Below are 20,259 nucleotides of genomic sequence, written 5' to 3'. Positions count from 1 at the left end.
TGTACGGTTATTTCAGACTGGCAAGATAATCGGACAATACGATTTGCTCCTCCAGCGAGAGGTGCCTGATGTCGGGCATGACCGATTCCGGGTTGTCGGTTTTGGGATCGATCAGCTTCTGTTGAATCTGGTAGCGTTTCAGCCGGGATCCGACCTGATCCAGGTTCGGCCCGAAGTTGCCGCCCAGACCGGCAATAACATGGCATCCACGGCAGCCCTGGGTGGCGATCAGGCGCAGGGCTGCACTGTCATCGGTCCGGCTTTCAACCGGCTGCGCCAGCAGAACCAGCGCCGTTATCGTAATACCTGCGAAGAGTTTCATCGGGGGCTCCGTTTACCGGACAGGCCTCGGCCTTCGTTGGCGTCCGGGGTCATCAAGGATACTTGAAAACGGCCATTTTGCCAAACAGATAAAAGTGGAAACAGTTGCATTCTTCAGTGTTGCCGGATAATCTTAGACTCTGCCGGTTTGAACCTGGGCCGGATCGTTTGTTGAATGACTGCAAGGGAGAAATCTGATGTTGATTGTCATGGCGCACGACGCCACCGATGCCGAGATCGATGCTGTTGAAGCTGCTGTTCAGGCGATGGGTCTGCGGGCCGAGCCGATTCCCGGGAGCCTGCGAACGGCGATCGGGGTTCTCGGTAACCAGGGTTATGTTGATGATACGACAATCCGTGAGTTGCCGGGAGTTCGTGAAGTTATTCATGTCAGCAAGCCATACAAGCTGGTATCGAGGGATTTTCATCCGGAACCATCGGTGGTCGATGTTGCCGGCGTCCGGATTGGTGATGGGCAGCGGCCGGTGATAATGGCCGGTCCCTGTTCGATCGAGAGCGAAGAACAGATTTTTGCTGCTGCCGAGCAGGTTAAAAAGGCAGGGGCCGGTATTCTGCGTGGCGGCGCATTCAAGCCCCGGACCGGACCGCATTCCTTTCAGGGTCTCGGTGTTGAGGGGCTCGAGCTGTTGCGTCGCGCCGGAGCGGCGACGGGGTTGCCGGTGGTCACAGAAGTGATGCGGATCGATCAGCTTGACGATGTTTGTCGATGTGCCGATATGCTTCAGATCGGCGCCCGCAACATGCAGAATTTCGACCTGCTGAAAGAAGTCGGCAGGGTCGACAAGCCGGTTCTGCTCAAACGGGGGATGAGTGCGACGATAGAAGAGTTCCTTGCGGCGGCCGAGTATCTGCTGGCTGAAGGAAATCGCCAGGTCGTGCTCTGCGAACGGGGAATCCGGACTTTTGAAAAAGCGACCCGGAATACTCTTGACCTGTCAGTCGTACCGCTGATCCGTGAAATGTCTCATCTGCCGATTATCGTCGATCCGAGCCACGCGACCGGCAAACGCTCACTGGTTCCGGTCATGACCCGGGCCGCCCTGGTGGCCGGTGCCCACGGCATCATGGTTGAAGTTCATCCCGATCCGGACAAGGCGCTCTGCGATGGCGCCCAAAGCTTGCCGGGCGTTGAGTTCGGCAGCTTTATGAAAGAGACCGGCAGACTCATCGATTTTCTTGTCAATCAGCCCGATTCGCCTGAAGCGTAATCATGCTGATTTCTGGTGGGTCAGAAAGCTGGTGCCGTTGCCGCGGTTGAGATATCAGCGCAGCTACTGCTTGCCGGAGTCGACGACTTCACCGTCATCCGGCAATATTTCGATGACCGGACTTGTCAGAATGCCGAAGAGTGATTATAGTTATCCGAATTAGTAATTAATTCTTGTAAAGGAGAGTTTGCAATTCTCGACAAGGCCGTGATTGAAGTTTGTGATGCCGTACACTGGGTCGGGGTTCCACACCCGGACCTTAAGGTTTTTGATGATCTGTTCCCGACACACAACGGGACGACTTATAACTCATACCTGATTCAGGGATCGGAGAAAACGGCTCTGATTGATACGGTCAAGGCAACTTTTGCCGACGATTTCCTGGCAAAGGTTGGCGAGAAAATTGATCCGGCCAAGGTTGATATCGTTGTCGTCAATCATACCGAACCGGATCATTCCGGTTCGGTCGTTAACCTCCTCGAGGCCAATCCGGATATTACCGTCTATTGCACCAAGGCGGCCGAGAATTTCCTCAAGCAGCTGCTCAATCGCGATTTCAACTGTCATGTTGTCAGTGAAGGTGAAGAGGTCGATCTCGGAGGGAAAACCCTCCGGTTCATTCTCGCTCCCTATCTCCATTGGCCCGACACCATGTTCACGTACCTGGTTGAGGACGAACTTCTTTTTCCGTGTGATGCCTTCGGTTCGCATTACTGTCCGGACAAAATTTTCGATGATCAGATTGCTGATTTTTCGTACGATTTCTTTTTCTATTTTGACTGTATCATGCGGCCGTTCAAGGACAAGATCCGTGATGCGACGGCCAAGCTTGAAGGATTGCCGATCAGGATGGTCTGCCCTTCACACGGGCCGATCCGGCGCGAAACCGGTAAAGGTGCAATCAGTGCCTACAAGCGTTGGGCGGCACCGCCACCCCGGGGCGAAAAACCAAAGGCGGTGATGGCGGTGCTGTCGAGCCACGGCAATACCGGAGATATGGCTGACGTCGTGCAAAAAGAACTTGAGGGGCAAGGGCTTGAAGTGATCCGTTTTGGTCTGAGTGATATGCGCGATGATGATTATCGCAATGCTCTTGAACAGGCCGATGTTCTCCTGATCGGGACACCGACGATTCAGCGAGATGCACCGCCGCATGTCTGGCACGCCCTGTCGCTGATATCCTCGGTCACTCCAAACAGCCGGCTCGCTGCGGTTTTCGGCTCCTTCGGCTGGAGCGGCGAAGCGGTCAAGATGGTCGAACAGCGGTTGGCCGGTCTTAAATTCAAACTGGCAGCCGATTCACTCTCGTTCCGCTTCACGCCGACGGACGAGAATATGGAGTCCTGTCGCAAGTTTGCTGACCAGGTTGCCGGAGCGGTCCTTTGTGAAGAGTAGCCGGCCCTGCAACCCTTGTTTCACAAAAAGACCGGACTTCAAATCCGGTCTTTTTGTGTTTCGGGTGATCAAGGTCTGGTTGTTGGCCCGGAACTGTATTAATATGGAGATCTTATGACTGAATTTGATCTCCGACAGATTGATGAAATTAAGGCATTGCTGCTGACTCGCCGGGCCGAGCTCGAAAGATTGATCGAAAATTCCGAGAACGGATCAAAGCCGGTTTCGCTCGAACAGCCGATAGGCCGGCTTTCCCGGATGGATGCACTGCAGCAACAGAGCATGTCACAGGCGAGCCAGCAGGTTGCCGCGCAACGGCTCAAGCAGATCAGGGCAGCGCTGCAGCGGATCGAATCGGAAGCTTACGGTTTCTGTCTTGAATGTGAGGAGGCGATCGAACTCGCCCGTCTCAAAGCCCGTCCGGAAGCTCCCTTCTGTATCGATTGCCAGACCTCCCGGGAACGAAAAAGCTGATTGTTATGGCGACTGTTGCCGAAGTTGCGGTGGCCGCACCGCTTGACAAGACTCTCTCCTACAAGGTTCCGGAAGAACTGATCGCGACGGCGATTCCGGGGGTCCGGGTCCGGGTTCCACTTGGTCGACGCACCGCAACCGGCTACCTTCTTGCTATTGCCGAAGGTTCGATTGAGGGCCTGAAGCCGATCAAGGAAATACTTGATACAGAACGCCTCTTTGCTTCCGGCTGGACTGAATTTATCCGGAAAGCTGCTGCCTATTACCGTTACCCTCTTGGCGAAGCATGCCGTACGGCCCTGCCGGCCGGTCTTGCCGGTAAGGGGAGCGATGTCCGGATTCTCCACGAAAAAGTCTATACGGCGCTCCCCGGTGAGGATTCTCCGAGTGGTCGGAAACAGCAGCAGTTACTGGCACTGATTCGGGAAAAGGGTGAGGTCGAGCTGAGTGAACTGCGCAGTGTTTTCAATGCGCCCTATGCTGCCCTCGAGCGCCTTCAGGAATTAGGGCTGATCAGTGTTCGTGACATAGAACGGAGCCGCGACCCGTTCCGCGACGTGCCGATCATCGATGAAACTGAGCCGGTTCCCGATACCAGCCAACAGGTCGCAATTGACGCGCTGTTAAGTAAATTACGGGAAAACAGTTTTGCTGCGGCCTTGCTGCATGGTGTCACCGGTAGTGGCAAGACGGAAGTTTACCTTCGGCTCATAGCCGAGACCGTGGCGGCCGGACGGCAGGCGTTGGTCCTGGTCCCGGAAATTGCCCTGACGCCGCAACTGGTCAGCCGCTTCCGCTCACGGTTTGCCCATCGCAACATCGTCCTGGCGGTCCTCCACTCGGGATTGTCGGATGGTGAACGTTACGATGCCTGGCGCAGTATTGCCAGAGACGAGGTGCAGATCGTTATCGGCGCCCGTTCGGCGGTTTTTGCTCCCTGTGACAATCTCGGAGTCATCGTTGTTGATGAAGAGCATGAATCGAGCTACAAACAATCGGAAGGATTTCGCTACAACGCCCGTGATCTTGCCCTGTTGCGCGGTCAGGCTGCCGGTTCACTGGTTCTGCTCGGTAGTGCAACCCCGTCACTGCCGGTTTATCGGCGGGCTTGCGGAACTGACGAGATGCTTTATCTGCCGCTGAGCGGTCGGGTCGCCGGGCGGAAGCTGCCGGATGTCGAGATGATCGATATGCGTGAGCAGGAGGCATGCGGGGCTCTTTCACCCCCGATGCTCGAAGCTCTGGGGCATCATATTGAGCGGGGCGAACAGGTGTTATTGTTGCTCAATCGCCGCGGTTTTGCACCCTACCTGATCTGTTCCGATTGTGGCTTCGGATTGCGCTGCCCCAATTGTGCCATTACCCTGACCTACCACCAGTCGGCCCGCAAGCTGCTCTGCCACTACTGTGATTTCGACCAGGTGCCGCCCGATGTCTGCCCGCGCTGTGCCGGCCACAACCTGCTTCCGGAAGGAACCGGTACCGAGCGGCTGGAGGATGAACTCGGCAAACATTTTCCGGATTGCCGGATTGCCCGAATGGATCGGGATACGACGACCGCCAAGGGTGCCCATCAACGCCTGATTGACCGGGTGATGGCAAACGAAGTCGATATTCTGGTCGGAACCCAGATGGTCGCCAAGGGGCATGATTTTCCCAACGTGACCCTGGTCGGTGTTGTTGATGCCGACAATAGCCTGAACTTTCCCGATTTCCGTAGCGCCGAAAGAACCTTTTCACTGCTGGTTCAGGTTGCCGGCCGGGCCGGCCGTGGTGACAAAGCCGGTCGCGTCATGGTCCAAACCTGGTCGCCGGAGCATTATGCTCTGCAGTGTGCGGCCGCACATGACTATAAAGCGTTTTACGAGCACGAGATTACCTGCCGAGAGCCGCTCGGTTATCCACCTTTCGGCTACCTGGTCAATCTGGTCGTTTCCGGAAACGACGAAACGAAGGTTGCCCGGGCCGGCGAGGTTCTCGTCGGCGGATTGCAGCACTATGGCCGGGAGGTCGAAGTCCTCGGCCCGGCCCCATGTCCGTTGGCCCGGCTGCGGGGCAAAACCCGGAACCAGATCCTGCTCAAGTCGGCAACGCGGATGCCACTGCATCGGCTGCTCCAGTATCTTGGGCCATTGACAAAAGAGATGCCGGCCGGGGTCAGGCTTACGACTGATGTTGATCCGGTTGACATGTTGTAAGAGGTTTCCTTATCTTTGCGACTCGGGGTACAATACCCTTCAATGCGTCACCATTTTTTGCAGGGAGTTATTATTTTGACCGAATTGAAAATCCGTATCCTGTTGCAAAGGATCATTGTCGGACTGGGGTTGGTCGTTGTAACGGCCTGCACCGTTCCGCCGACGCCGATTGAGCCGCCGCCGGAAGCGGTCGAAACACTGCAGCCGGTCGGCTGGGATGAAATCGACGGGTGGCCGGGAGTCGATCTGCTGGCATCCTTTGAAGCCTTCGTCGACAGCTGCCAGGTGCTGCGGCGCAAGCAGGAATGGGCCGCCGCCTGCGAAGCGGCCGATGAACTGCCGGCCAAAAGCGGCACGACACTGATGCAGTATTATGAGAAATGGTTCGTGCCGCACAAGATCCGCAACCAGGATGGCAGTGATACCGGTACGATTACCGGCTACTACGTACCGGATCTTGACGGCAGTCGAATCCGGACCGAACGTTTTGCCTATCCGCTCTATGCTGTTCCCGATGACCTTATGGTGATTGATTTGCGAGAGGTTTATCCGGAGCTTGGTTCCTACCGGTTGCGTGGCCGGGTCGAGGGCCGCAGGGTTGTGCCGTATTATACCCGGGCCGAGCTTGACCAGGGGGTTGAGACTCTCTCCGGGAAGGAACTGTTCTGGGTTGACGATCCGGTGGAACTCTTCTTTCTCCATATCCAGGGTTCCGGCCGGATCCGACTCGAAAATGGCAAGTCGGTCATGGTCAATTATGCCGAGCAGAACGGTCATCCCTACCGCTCTATCGGCCGCTTGCTGATCGAACGGGGAGAAATGACCCGTAACCAGATGTCGATGCAGAATATCAGGCGCTGGGCTCGGGAGAATTCTGATCAGGTTTGGGATCTGCTTGGCGAGAATCCGAGTTTTATCTTTTTCCGTGAACTTGAACCGGATGTACAGAGCCCTCCGGGGTCGCTCGGCATTCCTCTTGCCCCGGAAGTCAGTCTGGCGGTTGATCCGCGTACAGTGCCGCTCGGGGCTCCTGTTTTTCTGTCAACGACCTGGCCGTATGATCCCCGCCCTTTACGGAAGCTGATGGTCGCCCAGGATACTGGTGGTGCAATCAAGGGGCAGGTCCGGGCCGATTTTTTCTGGGGAATGGGCGACGAGGCTGGAGCCCTCGCCGGGCGGATGAAGCAGGATGGCAAGATGTGGGTCCTGCTGCCGCGGGAAACCGACCAGGAAAGCGCAGATGTTGCCAGTTCAGTCGATATTGGCGAGGGTGGATGACTGCCGACGGCAAGTGTTCGGCGTCGCGGTCGGATTAGCTGAAGAACCGTAAAGTCTTATCCGGGCGCGGCCTAGCGTTGCCAGCGAATTATCTGCCGGTCGAAGTCAATCTCGTAAGGTATGTACCTGAGAAAATCCATTCCGAGAAAGCCATCAAAGCCGGGGTCGCCATTGCGGTTGTTGATAACAAAAGCGGTCGTTCGGTCGACCTTGAATGGTCCGACCTTGATAAAACGGAATTGAATGTTTCTGGTTTTGATCTTGTAGCCGCCCGCCCCCGAAGCGTATGAGATCCGCCCTTCATCTTCCGGAATGCCGAGACGTTTCAGGGCATCATTGTGAAATACGGTTGATGAAGCACCGGTGTCAAGCAGCATCATGACATCAAGACTCTGTTGACCATAGCCGACTTCAATCGGCACCAAAACCTGGTGGCCGCGGACGACAATCGGCGTTTCAAGCTTCTCTTGCAGCTCTTCCCTGGCTCTTTGTTGTCTTTTTCGGTCAAGTTCATTCCGCTGCCGTTGCCGGGCCTTGCGCAGCCTTTCGGCCCGTTCGACTCTCTCTTTCTCCGAGAGTTGGGGCAGACCTTCCAGCTTTTGCGTCCGGTCCAGGTAGCGTGCCGGGATTTTGCTTTCGTCGTCAACAAAAATTGTTCGACCGTTTTCGTCGACGTACTTGACAATTGCGCCGGCGGGTTGGGCTGAGCCGGAAAAAAGAGCTAGAGTGATGATGCAGAGAAGAAAGCGCGTCAAGATCAGCCCTCCCTGATCTTTTCGAGGCTGCGTCTGGCATTGCGTTGAACCTGTTCGGACGAATCGTTGAGCGCTTTTTCCAGGGCCCCTTCCGCTTCCTTGGCCCGAAGGATACCAAGCGCCTTGGCAGCGCTTTTTCTGACCCACTGGTCTTCGTCCTGCAGTAGCTTGATCAACTGTCCCGTCGCAACCGTATCGCCGATTTCACCGAGGGCAAAGGCAGCATTACTGCGCACAGTTGAGTTTTTATCGTCAAGCGCTGCCCGCAAAGGCGAGGCTGCCTCGGTGTTGCCGAGTTTTCCGAGATCGGATGCTGCCCGGGCCCGGGCCAGTCCGCTACCCTGCTGCAGTTGCTCAATCAGTTCATTGACAGGCATATTTCATTCCCCCTTTTTTTATGACATCTACATTGTAGCTGAAGCGGCCATGTAATCACAAGCCGATGATTCGTTTATGTGGTTATTGTGAGTTGAAAATTGAAAGTAGGATGAAACAAAAAAGCCCCGGCATTTTTTTGCCGGGGCTTTTGATGAAAGATCGCCGGAGCTATTCGATTGTGACCTCGGCTTTTTCAATGATAACGTCATATTTGTAGCCGAAGCCGAAGTCCTTGTTTGTGGTGACAACCCCCTTGACGAGTACCGTATCACCGACATTGGCGGTTACCGGGCTGGTTATTGTCAGGTCATCGGTTCCGGCTTCGCCGGTGCCATCCTGAAGGTGGAGCCAGTTAGTGCCCATAATCTCCGGGCTGAACTTGGCAACCTTGGCGCGGATAGTTACCGCCTGGCCCGCTAATTTGTCTTTTTCCGCAAAAATTTCACCGACGGTTTTGCCGCCTTCAGGTTTGCTCAGACCAGACATGTCAAGGTCGCTCTTTGCAACCTCCGGTCGGCTGTGATCCTCAGCGCCCTGCATGGCGGCGGGATCCGGGTGGCCTTCCGGCAGGCCTTCACCAGCGGCTCCGGCTGTGGCGCCACCGACGACGATGTTGTCGACAAAATAGAGGACGTCAAAAGTCCGTTCCAGCGTTTTGCTGGTGTAGTCTTTCATTGGCATGCCATCGGGGACGATGACCGGGTCACCGACATTGACGGCAACCTCCGGCGCTGCCGCCCAGATTTTCTCTGTTCCCGTGTCAAACTGAATATATGTGTATCCACCGGAATTCATGGTTTCCACAACGGTTCCGGTTTTTCCGGTTGCCGCAGGTTGTGTTGCCGTTGGCTGAGTAGATGGTGTTGTTTCCTGTTTTGGTGTTTCGTTCTTGCAGCCGGTAATGGCCAGAGCCAGAATTCCGGCGAGAATAAGAGTCCATACGTTTTTCACGGTAAACCTCCGTTTGCTGTCGTCGCCTTTCAGGCAGGCGCGATTAGATAGTGTCCGATTGCGAAAGCTATCACAGCTCGGGCGACACCGACAAGATGTTTCTTGCAGTTTTCTTGTTCCAGGCTCAATAATCCGTATATCCGACATGTTGATAGCGGCAAAACCCGCTATTGCTAACCGTTATTTCCCACAGTTTTGTGGGCCAGAAAGTGTAACATGTAACTCTTTGCGCCGGTTGTCGACTGATTTCGATCTGGAATGATAATTGCTACATTCTAAGGGTCTGTTTTTACCGGATTTTTTTTGTTGGAGGGGTAAGCTTAGGTCATGCTGAAAACACGCACTTTAAATAATATCTTTTATGCGGCTCTGCTGCTTTCCGTATCGTTGTTGCTTTATGTCTATTTCGTTATTCATCCTGACTATCGTGAACTCCTGATTGAAAATGCTGAAGACGAAGCGATCAGATACGTCTCTTTTCTGGTTCGTTCACATGATCTTAAAAATCAGCCGATTGAGGTTGGGACTATTCCTGCTTCGATTGGTCAGGATGTCGGTCGTTTCAAACAGGATGAGGCTCTGATCAAGTTGCGAGTCTTTGATCCCGGCGGAAAAATTGTGTACTCAACCCTGCCTAAGGAAATTGGTAACATTAATAAAAATGACTATTTCCACAATCAGGTTGCGGCTGGAAAGGTTTACTCCAAAACGGTTCAGAAGGATAGTTTTACCGCCGAAATGGAGATTGTTAAATTCGATCTTGTAGAAACCTATGTGCCGATAATGCTCGGCAGCGAATTTCATGGCGCAGTCGAGACCTATTATGATGTTTCACACAGTAGTCAAGCCATCGAAGACCTGACTAATCATTCAATTGTAATGCTTGGTTTGGTCTCTTTTCTGCTCCTGTCATTGCTTTATTACGCTCTCCGGCATGCCGATCAGTCCATTGTTGCCCGGGTGAGGGCCGAGCAGGAACTACGACAAAACAATGAAGAACTGGAAGAGAGAATTGCTGAAAGAACCGGGGAGTTAATGCGTCTCAATGAGAACCTGAATGATGAGGTAGCAGAGAAAACTCTAGCGCAGTCGGCATTGTCGGAAGCATTAATCGACATGGAGGCCGCCAAGGATAAGGTTGATGGCATTGTCCGGTCGGTGAAAGATGGCATTCTGGTTGTTGATCAGACCGAAAGCGTTGTTTTGATGAATCATCAGGCCGAACTTCTGGTCGGTGTTTCTCATTCGCAAGCAGTAGGAAAGTCGATCCATGAAATCGGGATGTCAGAATCTCTTCGTGACGTTTTATCCGAGGCCCTGTCTTCTTCCGGGAGTAAAAACATCGATTTTGAAATCGCTCGCCCGGCTCCGGAGCGGCCCCGGATTTTACAGGCCCGATCCTCGGTATTTAGTGATCGGGGCGGGCAGGTTCTTGGTTCTGTTGTTTTGCTTCAGGATGTGACTGTTGAGCGCCAGATTGATTACATGAAACGGGATTTTCTGGCTATGGCGGCCCACGAATTGATGACTCCTCTTGCATCGATTATGGGGTATTCGGAACTGTTGGTCAGTGAAACAGCGGCTCAATTGAAAGAGGAACAGCGCACGGAATTTCTCGACTACATATACCGGAAGGCAGAATCACTGTCGCGAATTGTCGATGACCTTCTCGATGTCAGCAGAATTGAGGCCGGCTATGAGATATCAATTTCCCGGGTCGAGTTTGATCTCAGTATGGTTCTCGAACGCCTGGTTGATGTTTATCGCCAGTCAAGCATTAAGCATGAATTTATTCTTGAAAGCGAATGTCGGAATTGCACCCTGTATGCCGACCCGGTTCGGATTGAACAAGTGCTGGAAAACCTTCTCAGTAATGCCGTCAAGTATTCTCCTGCTGGAGGCGATATCCGGGTTGAATGCAAAAAAGAAGCGGGGTCTTGCCGTTTCGCTATTGCTGATCAGGGCCTTGGCATGACGGCTGAACAGATTGAACACATTTTCGATAAATTCTACCGGGTCGATCAGACCGATACTGCGCGTCAGGGTCTCGGCCTTGGCATGAGTATCACCAAGCATATTATCGATTTACATGGTGGCGATATTGAGGTGAGCAGCCGTTTTGGTGAGGGGACGACAGTAGCGGTACACCTGCCGAATAAAGGTGCGCAATCAATCAATTAAAGTGGGGAATGATCGTGTCAGCAAATGGTTCTGTAGATTTTGACCTGCAGGGAGAATCGGAATGGACACCTTTTGATGCGCCGAGTCTGGTCGGGAATTCTCTCCGATTTGTCTCCGGAGATCCGGAGGGGGATCGTTTTCGCGTCCGTTACTACAAGGATGAAGGTGGCAGCCTTGTTGCCCGCGCCTGGTTCGGTCCGGAGACGGAAGGTCCGCCCGGGCATGCTCATGGTGGTGCGATGGCGGCCGTTCTGGACGAGGTTCTCGGTCTGGCTGCCTGGGCCGCCGGCCATCAGGTCGTTGTTGGTACGCTCAGTATCCAGTTCCGTCAGTTACTGCCATTGCTGACCGTTATGCAGGTTGAAAGTGAAATAATCAAGGTCGAGGGACGCAAGATAACCGTCCACGGCCGCATAGTCGATGCCGTCGGAACGGTCTTTGCCGAGGCAGACTGCCTCTGTATCAATATTCTGAAAAGCTGAATGCCGCGTCCTCAGGCAGGAGGAGATGCTTCCGGGGGCCGGGTCAGGAGGCTGATTTTCAGAGGATACCCTGACCGAAATGCCGCCGGGTCGAATCCTGCAATTTCGCTGCGGCCCGAAAGGCTTCCTGAAGCAGATCCTGCTCGTTCTTTGGAAGGGAGTAAGGGTCGATATAGTGGGTCGGTTTTTCGCCCTGTTCAATCAACGCTACTTCATGGCGTAAGCGCAAGAAGGTAAATGATTCAAGCGCTGCCTTGAGATGTTCAGCGGTTTCCTGATTGAAGATTTCCAACTCAACCAGCTTGTCAAGGCGTTCAATTGTGGTGATCGCATCGATTCCCTGCTCGAGCAGGAACATGCGCACACAGTCGACGATAAAGACCGACCCGGACTGTTTAAGGGAGAGTTCACCCTTGTGTTCCTTGTCTTTCTCGAGAACAAACTTCTTGATAATGCCGACCGGTGGTTTGTGCTTGAGATCATTCTCAACCATATAATAGAAAAATCCCGGGTTGTTTCGAAGCTCGCTATGTACGATGTCATGTAAGTCGCTGCAGAGGGATGCTTCGCCGACAAGGGGATGGAAGTCGAGGAAAATCGTCGAGTACATGACGCTCTTCGGAGCCGGTTGGCCAAACCAGCCGGCAAGCCTCTTTTGCCAGTCGCAGAGACGGCCGCGCCAGAGCGGATTGTTGACCATCACCTCGCCATTGCAGAGCGGATAGCCAATTTTCTCAAAAGCGGTGACCAGTCGTTCTGAAAATGGAACGAAAAAGGCATCGACCTCGGCCTGTTTCTCGTCGGGGAAATTCTCGTAAATAAAACCATTATCCTGGTCCGGATTGAGCAACATCTCCTTGCGGCCGCCGCTCCCCATTATCATCAGGCAAAAGCGGATATCCGGAGGGCTTAACCCCTCGTCCTCGGCCTCTTCGAGCACGATCTCATAACATCGCTGCAACAAACGGTGGTGAACATAGGAAAGAATTTCCATTGTTTCAAATGCGGAACGGGTCTCGCTCATCAGGGCGCGCGCGACTTTGACGATTTCCTTGCGGGCCGACACCAGCTCTTCGATCGTTTTCGCGTTCTTAACATTGCCGACCAGAAGCATCGACTTCTGGCTCCGGAACCGCATCAGATCCTGCATGGTTACGATTCCGACAATTACATTACCCTCCATGATCGGCATGTGCTTTATTTTATGAGCCATCATGAAGGTTGTTGCTTCGTACATGTAGGTATCAGGCGACATCGAGTGCGGGTTGGCCGTCATGACATCGCTGGCAACTGTTTTTTTGATTTCGGCATCTTCGCGCGCCAACACCTTGGAGACGAGATCGCGTTCGGTGATGATGCCAATCGGTTTGTTGCTGTCGTCGGTGACCATGATCGCACCGATGCCGCGCAGGGTCATCCGCTGGGCGATTGAGCGGACCGGGGTGCTCAAGTCGCAGGTCTCAACCGGCGATGACATGATTTCGGAAAGTCGCTTCTGGAACGGATAGGCCTCCATCTGGGTGAGCGCCTTCTGTGAGTGATCGTTGACCATCTCGGAGTAGAGGCTGCGAACCCGGGAGTAAAGGGCCTTGTTGAAATATTCGGTAATCTGCGGGTATCGATTGTCTATCTTGATCAGGATGTCTTCCGGAATCAGGTAGCATTCTGTTTCCGAAGCGGTTCGGGCTCCGGCCGTATAGCCTTCGCTTGTGAACACCGGGGTGCCGCCAAAAAAGGAACCTTCATTCCGGTAATCGACGATCATTTCACCGCCGCCGGGAGTCAGGGCAACAATTTCGACAACCCCCTGTTTGATGACATAGAGATATCCGGTCGGTGTGTCGTCCTGGTTGAATATGTGAGTGTGGGGTGGGAATTTCCGGACTTCAGAGGCCTGGTTCAGGTCTTCATAAACCTCTTCCGGCAGGTGTTTGAACGGTTCGGTATCCCTCAGCTGTCTGGTCAGACCCATATTGTGCTCCCGGACGTTTTGAAATGGCAGAAGCTAAATGTCCGCAGGCCGGACATCATCAAGAACGATAGCATAACAAAGCTTTGGAAAAAAGGGATATCGAACAAAATGGCAAGCGCAACAGTCCGGACCGAACGATTACTTCTCGGCTTTTTTGTTCCGCCCGAATTTGAAAGGGTGGGCCTGGGTTTTGATGATGTAGTCGGCAAAAATCTTGATCCAGATGGTCGAGCCGGCGATGGCGCTCCAGGTGTCATACTCCATTGAAAGGCCGAGTCTGATGCCGAAAGCACCCCAGGAAAAAATCGCCAGGATGATCCATGCGGCACACCCTCCGGTGAGAAGGTTAAGGATGCCGACTACTTTTGCCCATTTTTTTGGGTCGGCCGGTGACTCTCCCCGTTTCAGGGCGACGTCGGAGTAATCTTTTTTGATGAAAATCCGGTAAGCTCGCCGCAGCCAGAAAAAAGCCATCGGGAACAGGGCAATAAACAACATCAATTTTACCGCAACGCCAACATCAAGTACCATGATCAACTCCAGACAGGAAGATTAATTCGGGGTGAAAGCGCATCAGTTGTACCCGAACAAAAGACGACAAATCAAGGGAAATCTGAAAAGAAACCCCGCCAGCAGCGCTGGCGGGGCAATGAAACCAGTCATTCTAATAAAATCAGTAAAGTTTGTTTAGTGGGCACCATCAACTTCTTTTGATCCACGCGGGATACGAACGTCTTCGACCATGGCTGCGATGTCGGCCGGAACCGGCTCAGTCATGTTCTTGACTGCGAAGGCAACTATGAAGTTAATCAGCGCGCCGATTGCACCAAAGGCGTTCTGCGAGATGCCGAAGAAGAAGTTCGCTTTGCCGCCGAAGAGGCCGAGGAACTCGGTGCCCTTGATGAAGAACAGGCCCTTGTGAGCGAAGACGTAGAGCATGGTGATGCCGATACCGGCGAGCATGCCGGCCATGGCGCCCTGCTTGTTCATCGTCTTGCTGAAGATGCCCATCATCAGTGCCGGGAAGATCGAGGATGCGGCCAGACCGAAGGCGATCGCAACGGTACCGGCGGCGAAACCCGGCGGGTTAAGACCAAGATAACCGGCGACGATAATGGCACATGCCATGGCAATCTTACCAGCCATCAGTTCAGCTTTTTCGCTCATGTCAGGCATCCACTTCTCTTTCAGAAGGTCATGCGAGATCGCTGAGGAAATTGCCAGGAGCAGGCCGGCTGCGGTCGAGAGTGCAGCAGCGAGACCACCGGCAGCAACCAGGGCGATAACCCAGTTCGGCAGCAGCGCGATTTCCGGGTTGGCGAGAACCATGATGTCGCGGTTAACCGTCAGTTCGCTGGCCAGGTTGCCTTCTGAATCTACCCAGCCAGCATTCTTGGCCTTGGCAACAAACTCGGCATTTTTGGACTTTTGGTTGAAGTACTGGATACGGCCATCACCGTTGGCGTCTTTCCATTTGAGCAGACCGGTGACTTCCCAACGCTTCATCCAGTCGGGACGCTCATCGTACATGATGCTGTTTTCAGGGGCGAAAACATCGCCGATTTCGGCGCCGACAAAGGCCTTGTTAACGGTGGTGTGCAGGTTCATGCGGGCCATTGCAGCAACGGCAGGAGCCGTGGTGTAGAGGATCGCGATGAAGACCAGTGCCCAGCCAGCCGAGGAACGTGCGTCCTTAACCTTCGGAACGGTGAAGAAGCGGATGATGACGTGCGGCAGACCAGCCGTACCGATCATCAGGGAAACCGTGTAAACAAACATGTTGAGCATGCTGCCCGGCATCTGGGTCGTGTACTTGCCGAAACCGAGGTCGGTAACGATCAGGTCAAGCTTTTCGAGCAGGTACATGTTGCTGCCGGCCATGTCGGAACCGAGGCCGAGCTGCGGCAGCGGGTTGCCGGTGAGTTGCAGCGAGATAAAGACTGCCGGAACCGTGTAGGCGAGAATCAGAACACAGTACTGGGCAACCTGGGTGTAGGTGATGCCTTTCATGCCGCCGAAGACGGCGTAGGCGAAAACGATACCCATGCCGATAAAGATACCGGATGTGTTCGAAACACCGAGGAAGCGCGAGAAGGCAACCCCGACGCCGGTCATCTGGCCGATGATGTAGGTCGTCGAAGCGGCGAGCAGACACATAACCGCAACCGTACTGGCGCCCTTGGAGTAATAGCGGGTGCCGAAGAACTGGGGAACGGTAAATTTGCCGAATTTCCGCAGGTACGGGGCAAGCAGCATTGCCAGAAGGACGTAGCCGCCGGTCCAGCCCATGAGGAAGAGCGCGCCGCCGTAGCCCATGTTGGCGATGAGGCCAGCCATCGAGATAAAGGACGCTGCCGACATCCAGTCAGCGCCGGTTGCCATACCGTTGATAACCGGGTGGACACCGCCGCCGGCTACATAAAATTCTTTGGTGCTTCCTGCGCGAGCCCAGATCGCAATTCCGATGTAGAGCGCGAAGGAAAGACCGACAATGATATAAGTGGTTGTTTGAAGATCCATTACTTTATTCCTCCTTTATTGCTCTTGAACATCAAATTTTTCGTCGATCTTCCCCATTAACTTGGCGTAAATGAAGATCAGAGCAACGAAAACGTACATCGCACCTTGCTGGGCGAACCAGAAGCCCAACGGATACCCACCAACGCTGATGCTGTTGAGTGCCGGTGCAAACAGGATACCGCAGCCATAGGATACGATAAACCAGACGATCAGGATGTTCCTGATCAGACCCAGAGTGGCCTTCCAATAACCTTTTTCATCGTGTGCCATAAAAAAATCCTCCTCTCAATTAATAAGACGTCCTTACTTCCGAACGCGAAAAGTGAGTCCTGCGCTATTGCCGAACTAGCCGTACCTTCTGCGAGATGTGTCCCGCAATTACCTTATCTGTTATATCAGGTCGTTTTGTTTTTACAACCTGCAACCGGAAAGATTTCTGCAAACCCTGACCACCCTGACTTAAATAGTGCCGGTTTCGATCAGGTGTCGCCGGAAATCCTCCCTGGTTTCTCCACTCCGGGTTGTTTTCTGCGGTCGCCGATTTCTAGGCTTTCCCGGATAATGTCAAGAATAAAACAGCGAACTGCTTTTGGACGATGAAGATAATGCAGTGTTTTATTCTTGTCAACCATAATATTGATTCCTGAGTCGTCTAAAAAATAAAAAATACGTTATATCAATAAGTTATGTTTTTATTTTTTGTCTCTTTGCATTTAAAATAAAGTTTTATATACATTTGCAAACACCAATATTCCGCTTCAGGAAAAAGCTCAAAATAACGATAGTGGTGTCATTATAAAATAATGTTTTAAAATTGCAAGGTTAAAATGAGACGTTGTTTCGTCTACCGAAACGTAGCGGTTTTACAGCGATGTTCAACTGGGTTTCTGGCGGTTGATGGTTCAGCCGAGTTGAAATTTTTTTACGAATTTCCGGTCAATGAATGATTTCAGAAGTTTTACGAAGCCGCCGGACCAGATCATTTTGTTCCGTAAGGCAATGGCGCGATTCAGTCCGAGGTTGAGAATCAGCAGGTAATTTTTTTGCGGGATGAATGCTTTGAACTTCCGGTTTTCCAGAGAGGCGAGCAGATTGTGGTACAGGATCGGGTTTTGCCGGACCGCGTAAACTCCGACCTTGTCGAGCGGTTGCTTCTCGAAGCTGATACAATCACCGCCACCGAACAGCTCGGGGAATTTTGGTGACTGGAGAAAGCTGTTGACGATGAGTCCATCCGCCGGAACCGGCGCGGATGCGGTGATGCCGCTGGCGATAAAAGCGTAATCAAACTCGATGTGGCGGCCGTCATCAAGTTTGGCTTCATTCTTACCGAGTGTGGTGACCCGGACGCCCTCAAGCAGTTGAAGCGGCTCTTGCGCCAGAAGTAACCTGGTCCGGTTCCTGAAAGCTTGTGATTGCTTGTCCAGGAGTTGACTGCCGGCGGCAACGACAATATCTGCCTGAATGTTCTCTTTTTTGATCAGTTCCTGAAGGTTGCCGACGATTTCACAGCCGGCCGGTCCTCCACCGACAACCAGGAGGGTGAGACGCTCGCCCGGGGTCTTCTTGTGACTCAGAATTTTCTCGCGGGCATGGAAAAGGTTGGCAATCGGTTTCACCGGAAAAACCGTCTGTCCGAGAGCTGATTTCGGAATCTCCAGGGTGACGTGACTGCCGGTGTTGAAGGAAATGACATCGTAGGCGAGCGCGGAGCCATTACTGAGGTGCAGTTCCTTTTTGTCCGGATCGAGCCTGGTGGCGGACGCTTCGATAAATTCGGCACCGCCATTTACGGCCATTCGGAAAATATTAAATCGGAGTTCATGCAGGCTGTATTGGCCGGAGAGCAGGCCGGGGCCCATTCCGGAATAATCATGGAAAGGCGATGAGCTGACCAGGGTGACGCGATGACCACGGCCGGTCAACTTTTTCAGGTTTTGCAGGGTTGTCAGATGGGCGTGACCACCACCAACCAGAACGAGGTGCTTCCCCATAAATCAAAAACTCCCGAATAAAATCAGTTTATTCGAGGATAGCGATCGTGATGGTTCTGTCAATAGGGAAGGTGTGGGCTATAGCTGTAAGCTATAAATTGTAAACAAGAAATAATTAAGACTGTATTCTGACTACTGACTACTGACTACTGATCTTAAGCATGCTCCCGGGTTTTGTTAAAGATGATGTCGGGCCATTGCTCGGCGACATGACCGAGCCGCCAGTCGCTGGAAGCGAGGTAGGCAAGATTTCCTTCGGCATCATAGGCCAGGGCCATTTCGTTCTTCCGACGGAACTCGTCGAGCTTTTTGGGGTCTTCAGCATCAATCCAGCGGGCGGTTGCATATTCGACCGGCTCATAGACGGCGTCGACCCCGTATTCATCTTTCAGGCGGGCCATCGTGACATCAAACTGGAGCACACCGACCGCACCGAGGATCCAGTCGGCGCCGATTAAAGGCCGGAAAACCTGGACCGCTCCTTCCTCGGCGAGTTGGGTCAGACCCTTGTCGAGCTGCTTGACCTTGAGCGGGTTCTTCAGGCGGACCCGGCGGAAGTGTTCCGGAGCAAAGTTCGGGATGCCGGTAAACTTCAATTCTTCCTTGCTGGTGAAGGTGTCGCCGATCTTGACGGTGCCATGATTATGGATACCGATGATGTCGCCCGGAAAGGCCTCTTCAACATTATGCCGATCCTGGGCCATAAAGATCGTCGCGTTCGGGAAGGTGACGTCGCGACCGATCCGGTGATGCCTGACTTTCATGCCGCGCGTGTATTTACCCGAGCAAATCCGCAAAAAGGCAATCCGGTCGCGATGCGCCGGGTCCATATTCGCCTGAATCTTGAAGACAAACCCGGAGAAGGATTCCTCGTCCGGCTTGACTTCCCGGCTAGCGGCTGCACGCGGGATCGGCGCCGGCGCCAGCTCGACGAAAGCATCGAGCATCTCCTGAACGCCAAAGTTGTTGATTGCACTGCCGAAAAATACCGGTGTCTGGTGAGCCTTGAGATAGTCATCGAGGTTGAACGGGTTGGCAGCACCTTCAAGCAGTTCGATGTCGTCACGCAGCTCCTCGGCCTGTGAACCGAGAAGCTCATCGAGCTTCGGATCGTCGATGTTTTCGATGGTGATGATCTCCTGCTCGCGGGTTTCGGCGCCAGGGGTGAAAAGATTAAGTTGTTTTTTGTACAGGTTGTAGACTCCCTTGAAACGTTTGCCCATACCGATCGGCCAGGCGAGGGGGGCACATTCAATCTGCAGTTTCTCCTCGATATCGGAGAGCAGGTCGAGCGGGTCCTGTCCCTCACGGTCGAGCTTGTTAATGAAGGTGATGACCGGTGTGTTGCGCATCCGGCAGACCTCCATCAATTTTTCGGTCTGTGGCTCAACCCCCTTGGCCGAATCGATTACCATCAAGGCCGAATCGACCGCTGTCAGAACCCGGTAGGTGTCTTCGGAAAAATCCTGGTGGCCCGGGGTGTCGAGCAGGTTGACTTCAAAGTCGCGGTAGTGGAATTTCATCACCGATGTAGTGACTGAAATGCCGCGTTCCTGTTCCATCGCCATCCAGTCACTGGTGGCATGTCGGGCCGCTTTCCGAGCCTTGACTGCGCCGGCCATCTGGATCGCTCCGCCAAAGAGCAGTAGCTTTTCGGTCAGAGTGGTCTTCCCGGCATCCGGATGACTGATGATGCCGAACGTCCTGCGCCGGGCGATTTCCTTTTTCAGGTTGCTCAAAACTGTTCCTCAATGGTCGTTCATTTGATTGCGGTTTAACAAACGCCGGATGATACAGTACCTTCTTCGCTCAGGTCAATTGTTAAGATAGGGTTTGGGCGGCTAAAGAAAAAGGTTCTTCCCCGATTAGAGTGAATACAGCATTAGACTCACCCTTAAGCTGGCTCAGGACAAGCAAGAAGAATCAGGAGCCCGCCGTTCGATACCAGCGACCTTGACTGGTTGGATGGAGACACAGTCAGGTGGGGACACTACACGAAGTACAGGGAAGTGTCCCCCTGACCTGAAGAACAAAGACAGGAAGAACCGCGCGGTCGCGGCCGCGCACTCCGCCATACTCTTTTATTGAGCCATAAAAGAGTATGCAGAAAACGGCTCCCTTGCAGGGGGCT

17 protein-coding genes are annotated in these 20,259 nt (G+C 53.4%); 7 read left to right on the top strand and 10 right to left on the bottom strand.

Translation table 11 applies throughout. The features are described from left to right. Positions 1-7: 7 nt before the first annotated feature. Positions 8-322: a hypothetical protein gene (locus C0623_08385; GenBank protein PLX99818.1), complete on the bottom strand. Its 315-nt coding sequence runs from the start codon at positions 320-322 to the stop codon at positions 8-10. A gap of 196 nt (positions 323-518) precedes the next feature. Here C0623_08385 and aroF point away from each other — a divergent pair, with 196 nt between their 5' ends. The 5 genes from aroF to C0623_08360 all read left to right on the top strand — a co-directional run bounded on the left by aroF (position 519) and on the right by C0623_08360 (position 6,895). Further along, positions 519-1,550: a 3-deoxy-7-phosphoheptulonate synthase gene (gene aroF / locus C0623_08380; protein PLX99817.1), complete on the top strand. Its 1,032-nt coding sequence runs from the start codon at positions 519-521 to the stop codon at positions 1,548-1,550. A 207-nt stretch (positions 1,551-1,757) separates the two neighbouring features. Beyond that, positions 1,758-2,945 carry an FprA family A-type flavoprotein gene (locus tag C0623_08375; GenBank protein PLX99816.1) on the top strand — a complete coding sequence of 396 codons (1,188 nt, stop codon included), beginning with the start codon at positions 1,758-1,760 and terminating at the stop codon, positions 2,943-2,945. Between the two features lie 114 nt (positions 2,946-3,059). Then, positions 3,060-3,419: a molecular chaperone DnaK gene (locus C0623_08370; protein PLX99815.1), complete on the top strand. Its 360-nt coding sequence runs from the start codon at positions 3,060-3,062 to the stop codon at positions 3,417-3,419. A gap of 5 nt (positions 3,420-3,424) precedes the next feature. Beyond that, entirely contained in the window at positions 3,425-5,617 is a 2,193-nt protein-coding gene (gene priA / locus C0623_08365) for a primosomal protein N' (GenBank protein PLX99814.1), read from the top strand. A 42-nt stretch (positions 5,618-5,659) separates the two neighbouring features. Next, the gene (locus C0623_08360) at positions 5,660-6,895 is read left to right on the top strand and encodes a transglycosylase (protein PLX99813.1); all 1,236 of its coding nucleotides are present in this window, start codon (positions 5,660-5,662) and stop codon (positions 6,893-6,895) included. 71 nt (positions 6,896-6,966) lie between these two features. On the opposite strand, the gene C0623_08355 is transcribed toward C0623_08360, so the two are convergent. From C0623_08355 to C0623_08345, 3 genes are all read right to left on the bottom strand, one after another. Then, entirely contained in the window at positions 6,967-7,650 is a 684-nt protein-coding gene (locus C0623_08355) for a hypothetical protein (protein ID PLX99812.1), read from the bottom strand. A gap of 2 nt (positions 7,651-7,652) precedes the next feature. Continuing rightward, positions 7,653-8,027: a hypothetical protein gene (locus C0623_08350; GenBank protein PLX99811.1), complete on the bottom strand. Its 375-nt coding sequence runs from the start codon at positions 8,025-8,027 to the stop codon at positions 7,653-7,655. Positions 8,028-8,196: 169 nt separating this feature from the next. After that, positions 8,197-8,979, bottom strand: a complete 783-nt coding sequence (locus C0623_08345; protein ID PLX99810.1) for a nucleotide-binding protein — start codon at positions 8,977-8,979, stop codon at positions 8,197-8,199. Between the two features lie 327 nt (positions 8,980-9,306). Here C0623_08345 and C0623_08340 point away from each other — a divergent pair, with 327 nt between their 5' ends. Then, the gene (locus C0623_08340; protein PLX99809.1) at positions 9,307-11,160 is read left to right on the top strand and encodes a hypothetical protein; all 1,854 of its coding nucleotides are present in this window, start codon (positions 9,307-9,309) and stop codon (positions 11,158-11,160) included. 8 nt (positions 11,161-11,168) lie between these two features. Next, positions 11,169-11,642 carry a PaaI family thioesterase gene (locus tag C0623_08335; protein ID PLX99808.1) on the top strand — a complete coding sequence of 158 codons (474 nt, stop codon included), beginning with the start codon at positions 11,169-11,171 and terminating at the stop codon, positions 11,640-11,642. Between the two features lie 58 nt (positions 11,643-11,700). Here C0623_08335 and C0623_08330 read toward each other — a convergent pair whose 3' ends face one another. The 6 genes from C0623_08330 to C0623_08305 all read right to left on the bottom strand — a co-directional run bounded on the left by C0623_08330 (position 11,701) and on the right by C0623_08305 (position 19,867). Then, complete coding sequence (locus tag C0623_08330) at positions 11,701-13,614, bottom strand: cyclic nucleotide-binding protein (GenBank protein PLX99807.1); 1,914 nt, start codon at positions 13,612-13,614, stop codon at positions 11,701-11,703. A 138-nt stretch (positions 13,615-13,752) separates the two neighbouring features. Then, positions 13,753-14,145: a hypothetical protein gene (locus tag C0623_08325; GenBank protein PLX99806.1), complete on the bottom strand. Its 393-nt coding sequence runs from the start codon at positions 14,143-14,145 to the stop codon at positions 13,753-13,755. Positions 14,146-14,301: 156 nt separating this feature from the next. Continuing rightward, a complete protein-coding gene (locus C0623_08320; GenBank protein ID PLX99805.1) occupies positions 14,302-16,134 on the bottom strand; it encodes a cation acetate symporter in 1,833 nt (610 codons plus the stop codon). A 15-nt stretch (positions 16,135-16,149) separates the two neighbouring features. Further along, positions 16,150-16,404, bottom strand: coding sequence for a DUF4212 domain-containing protein (locus tag C0623_08315; GenBank protein PLX99804.1), 255 nt, complete (start codon positions 16,402-16,404; stop codon positions 16,150-16,152). A 632-nt stretch (positions 16,405-17,036) separates the two neighbouring features. Beyond that, positions 17,037-18,128: a pyridine nucleotide-disulfide oxidoreductase gene (locus C0623_08310; GenBank protein PLX99803.1), complete on the bottom strand. Its 1,092-nt coding sequence runs from the start codon at positions 18,126-18,128 to the stop codon at positions 17,037-17,039. A gap of 155 nt (positions 18,129-18,283) precedes the next feature. Then, positions 18,284-19,867: a peptide chain release factor 3 gene (locus C0623_08305; protein PLX99802.1), complete on the bottom strand. Its 1,584-nt coding sequence runs from the start codon at positions 19,865-19,867 to the stop codon at positions 18,284-18,286. Positions 19,868-20,259: the final 392 nt, after the last annotated feature.

This window comes from Desulfuromonas sp., assembly GCA_002869615.1.
In the GTDB taxonomy this organism is placed as follows: Bacteria; Desulfobacterota; Desulfuromonadia; order Desulfuromonadales; family UBA2294; genus BM707.
Note: the sequence above shows the minus strand (reverse complement) of the source record. Positions and strands in the feature narration are given on the sequence as shown.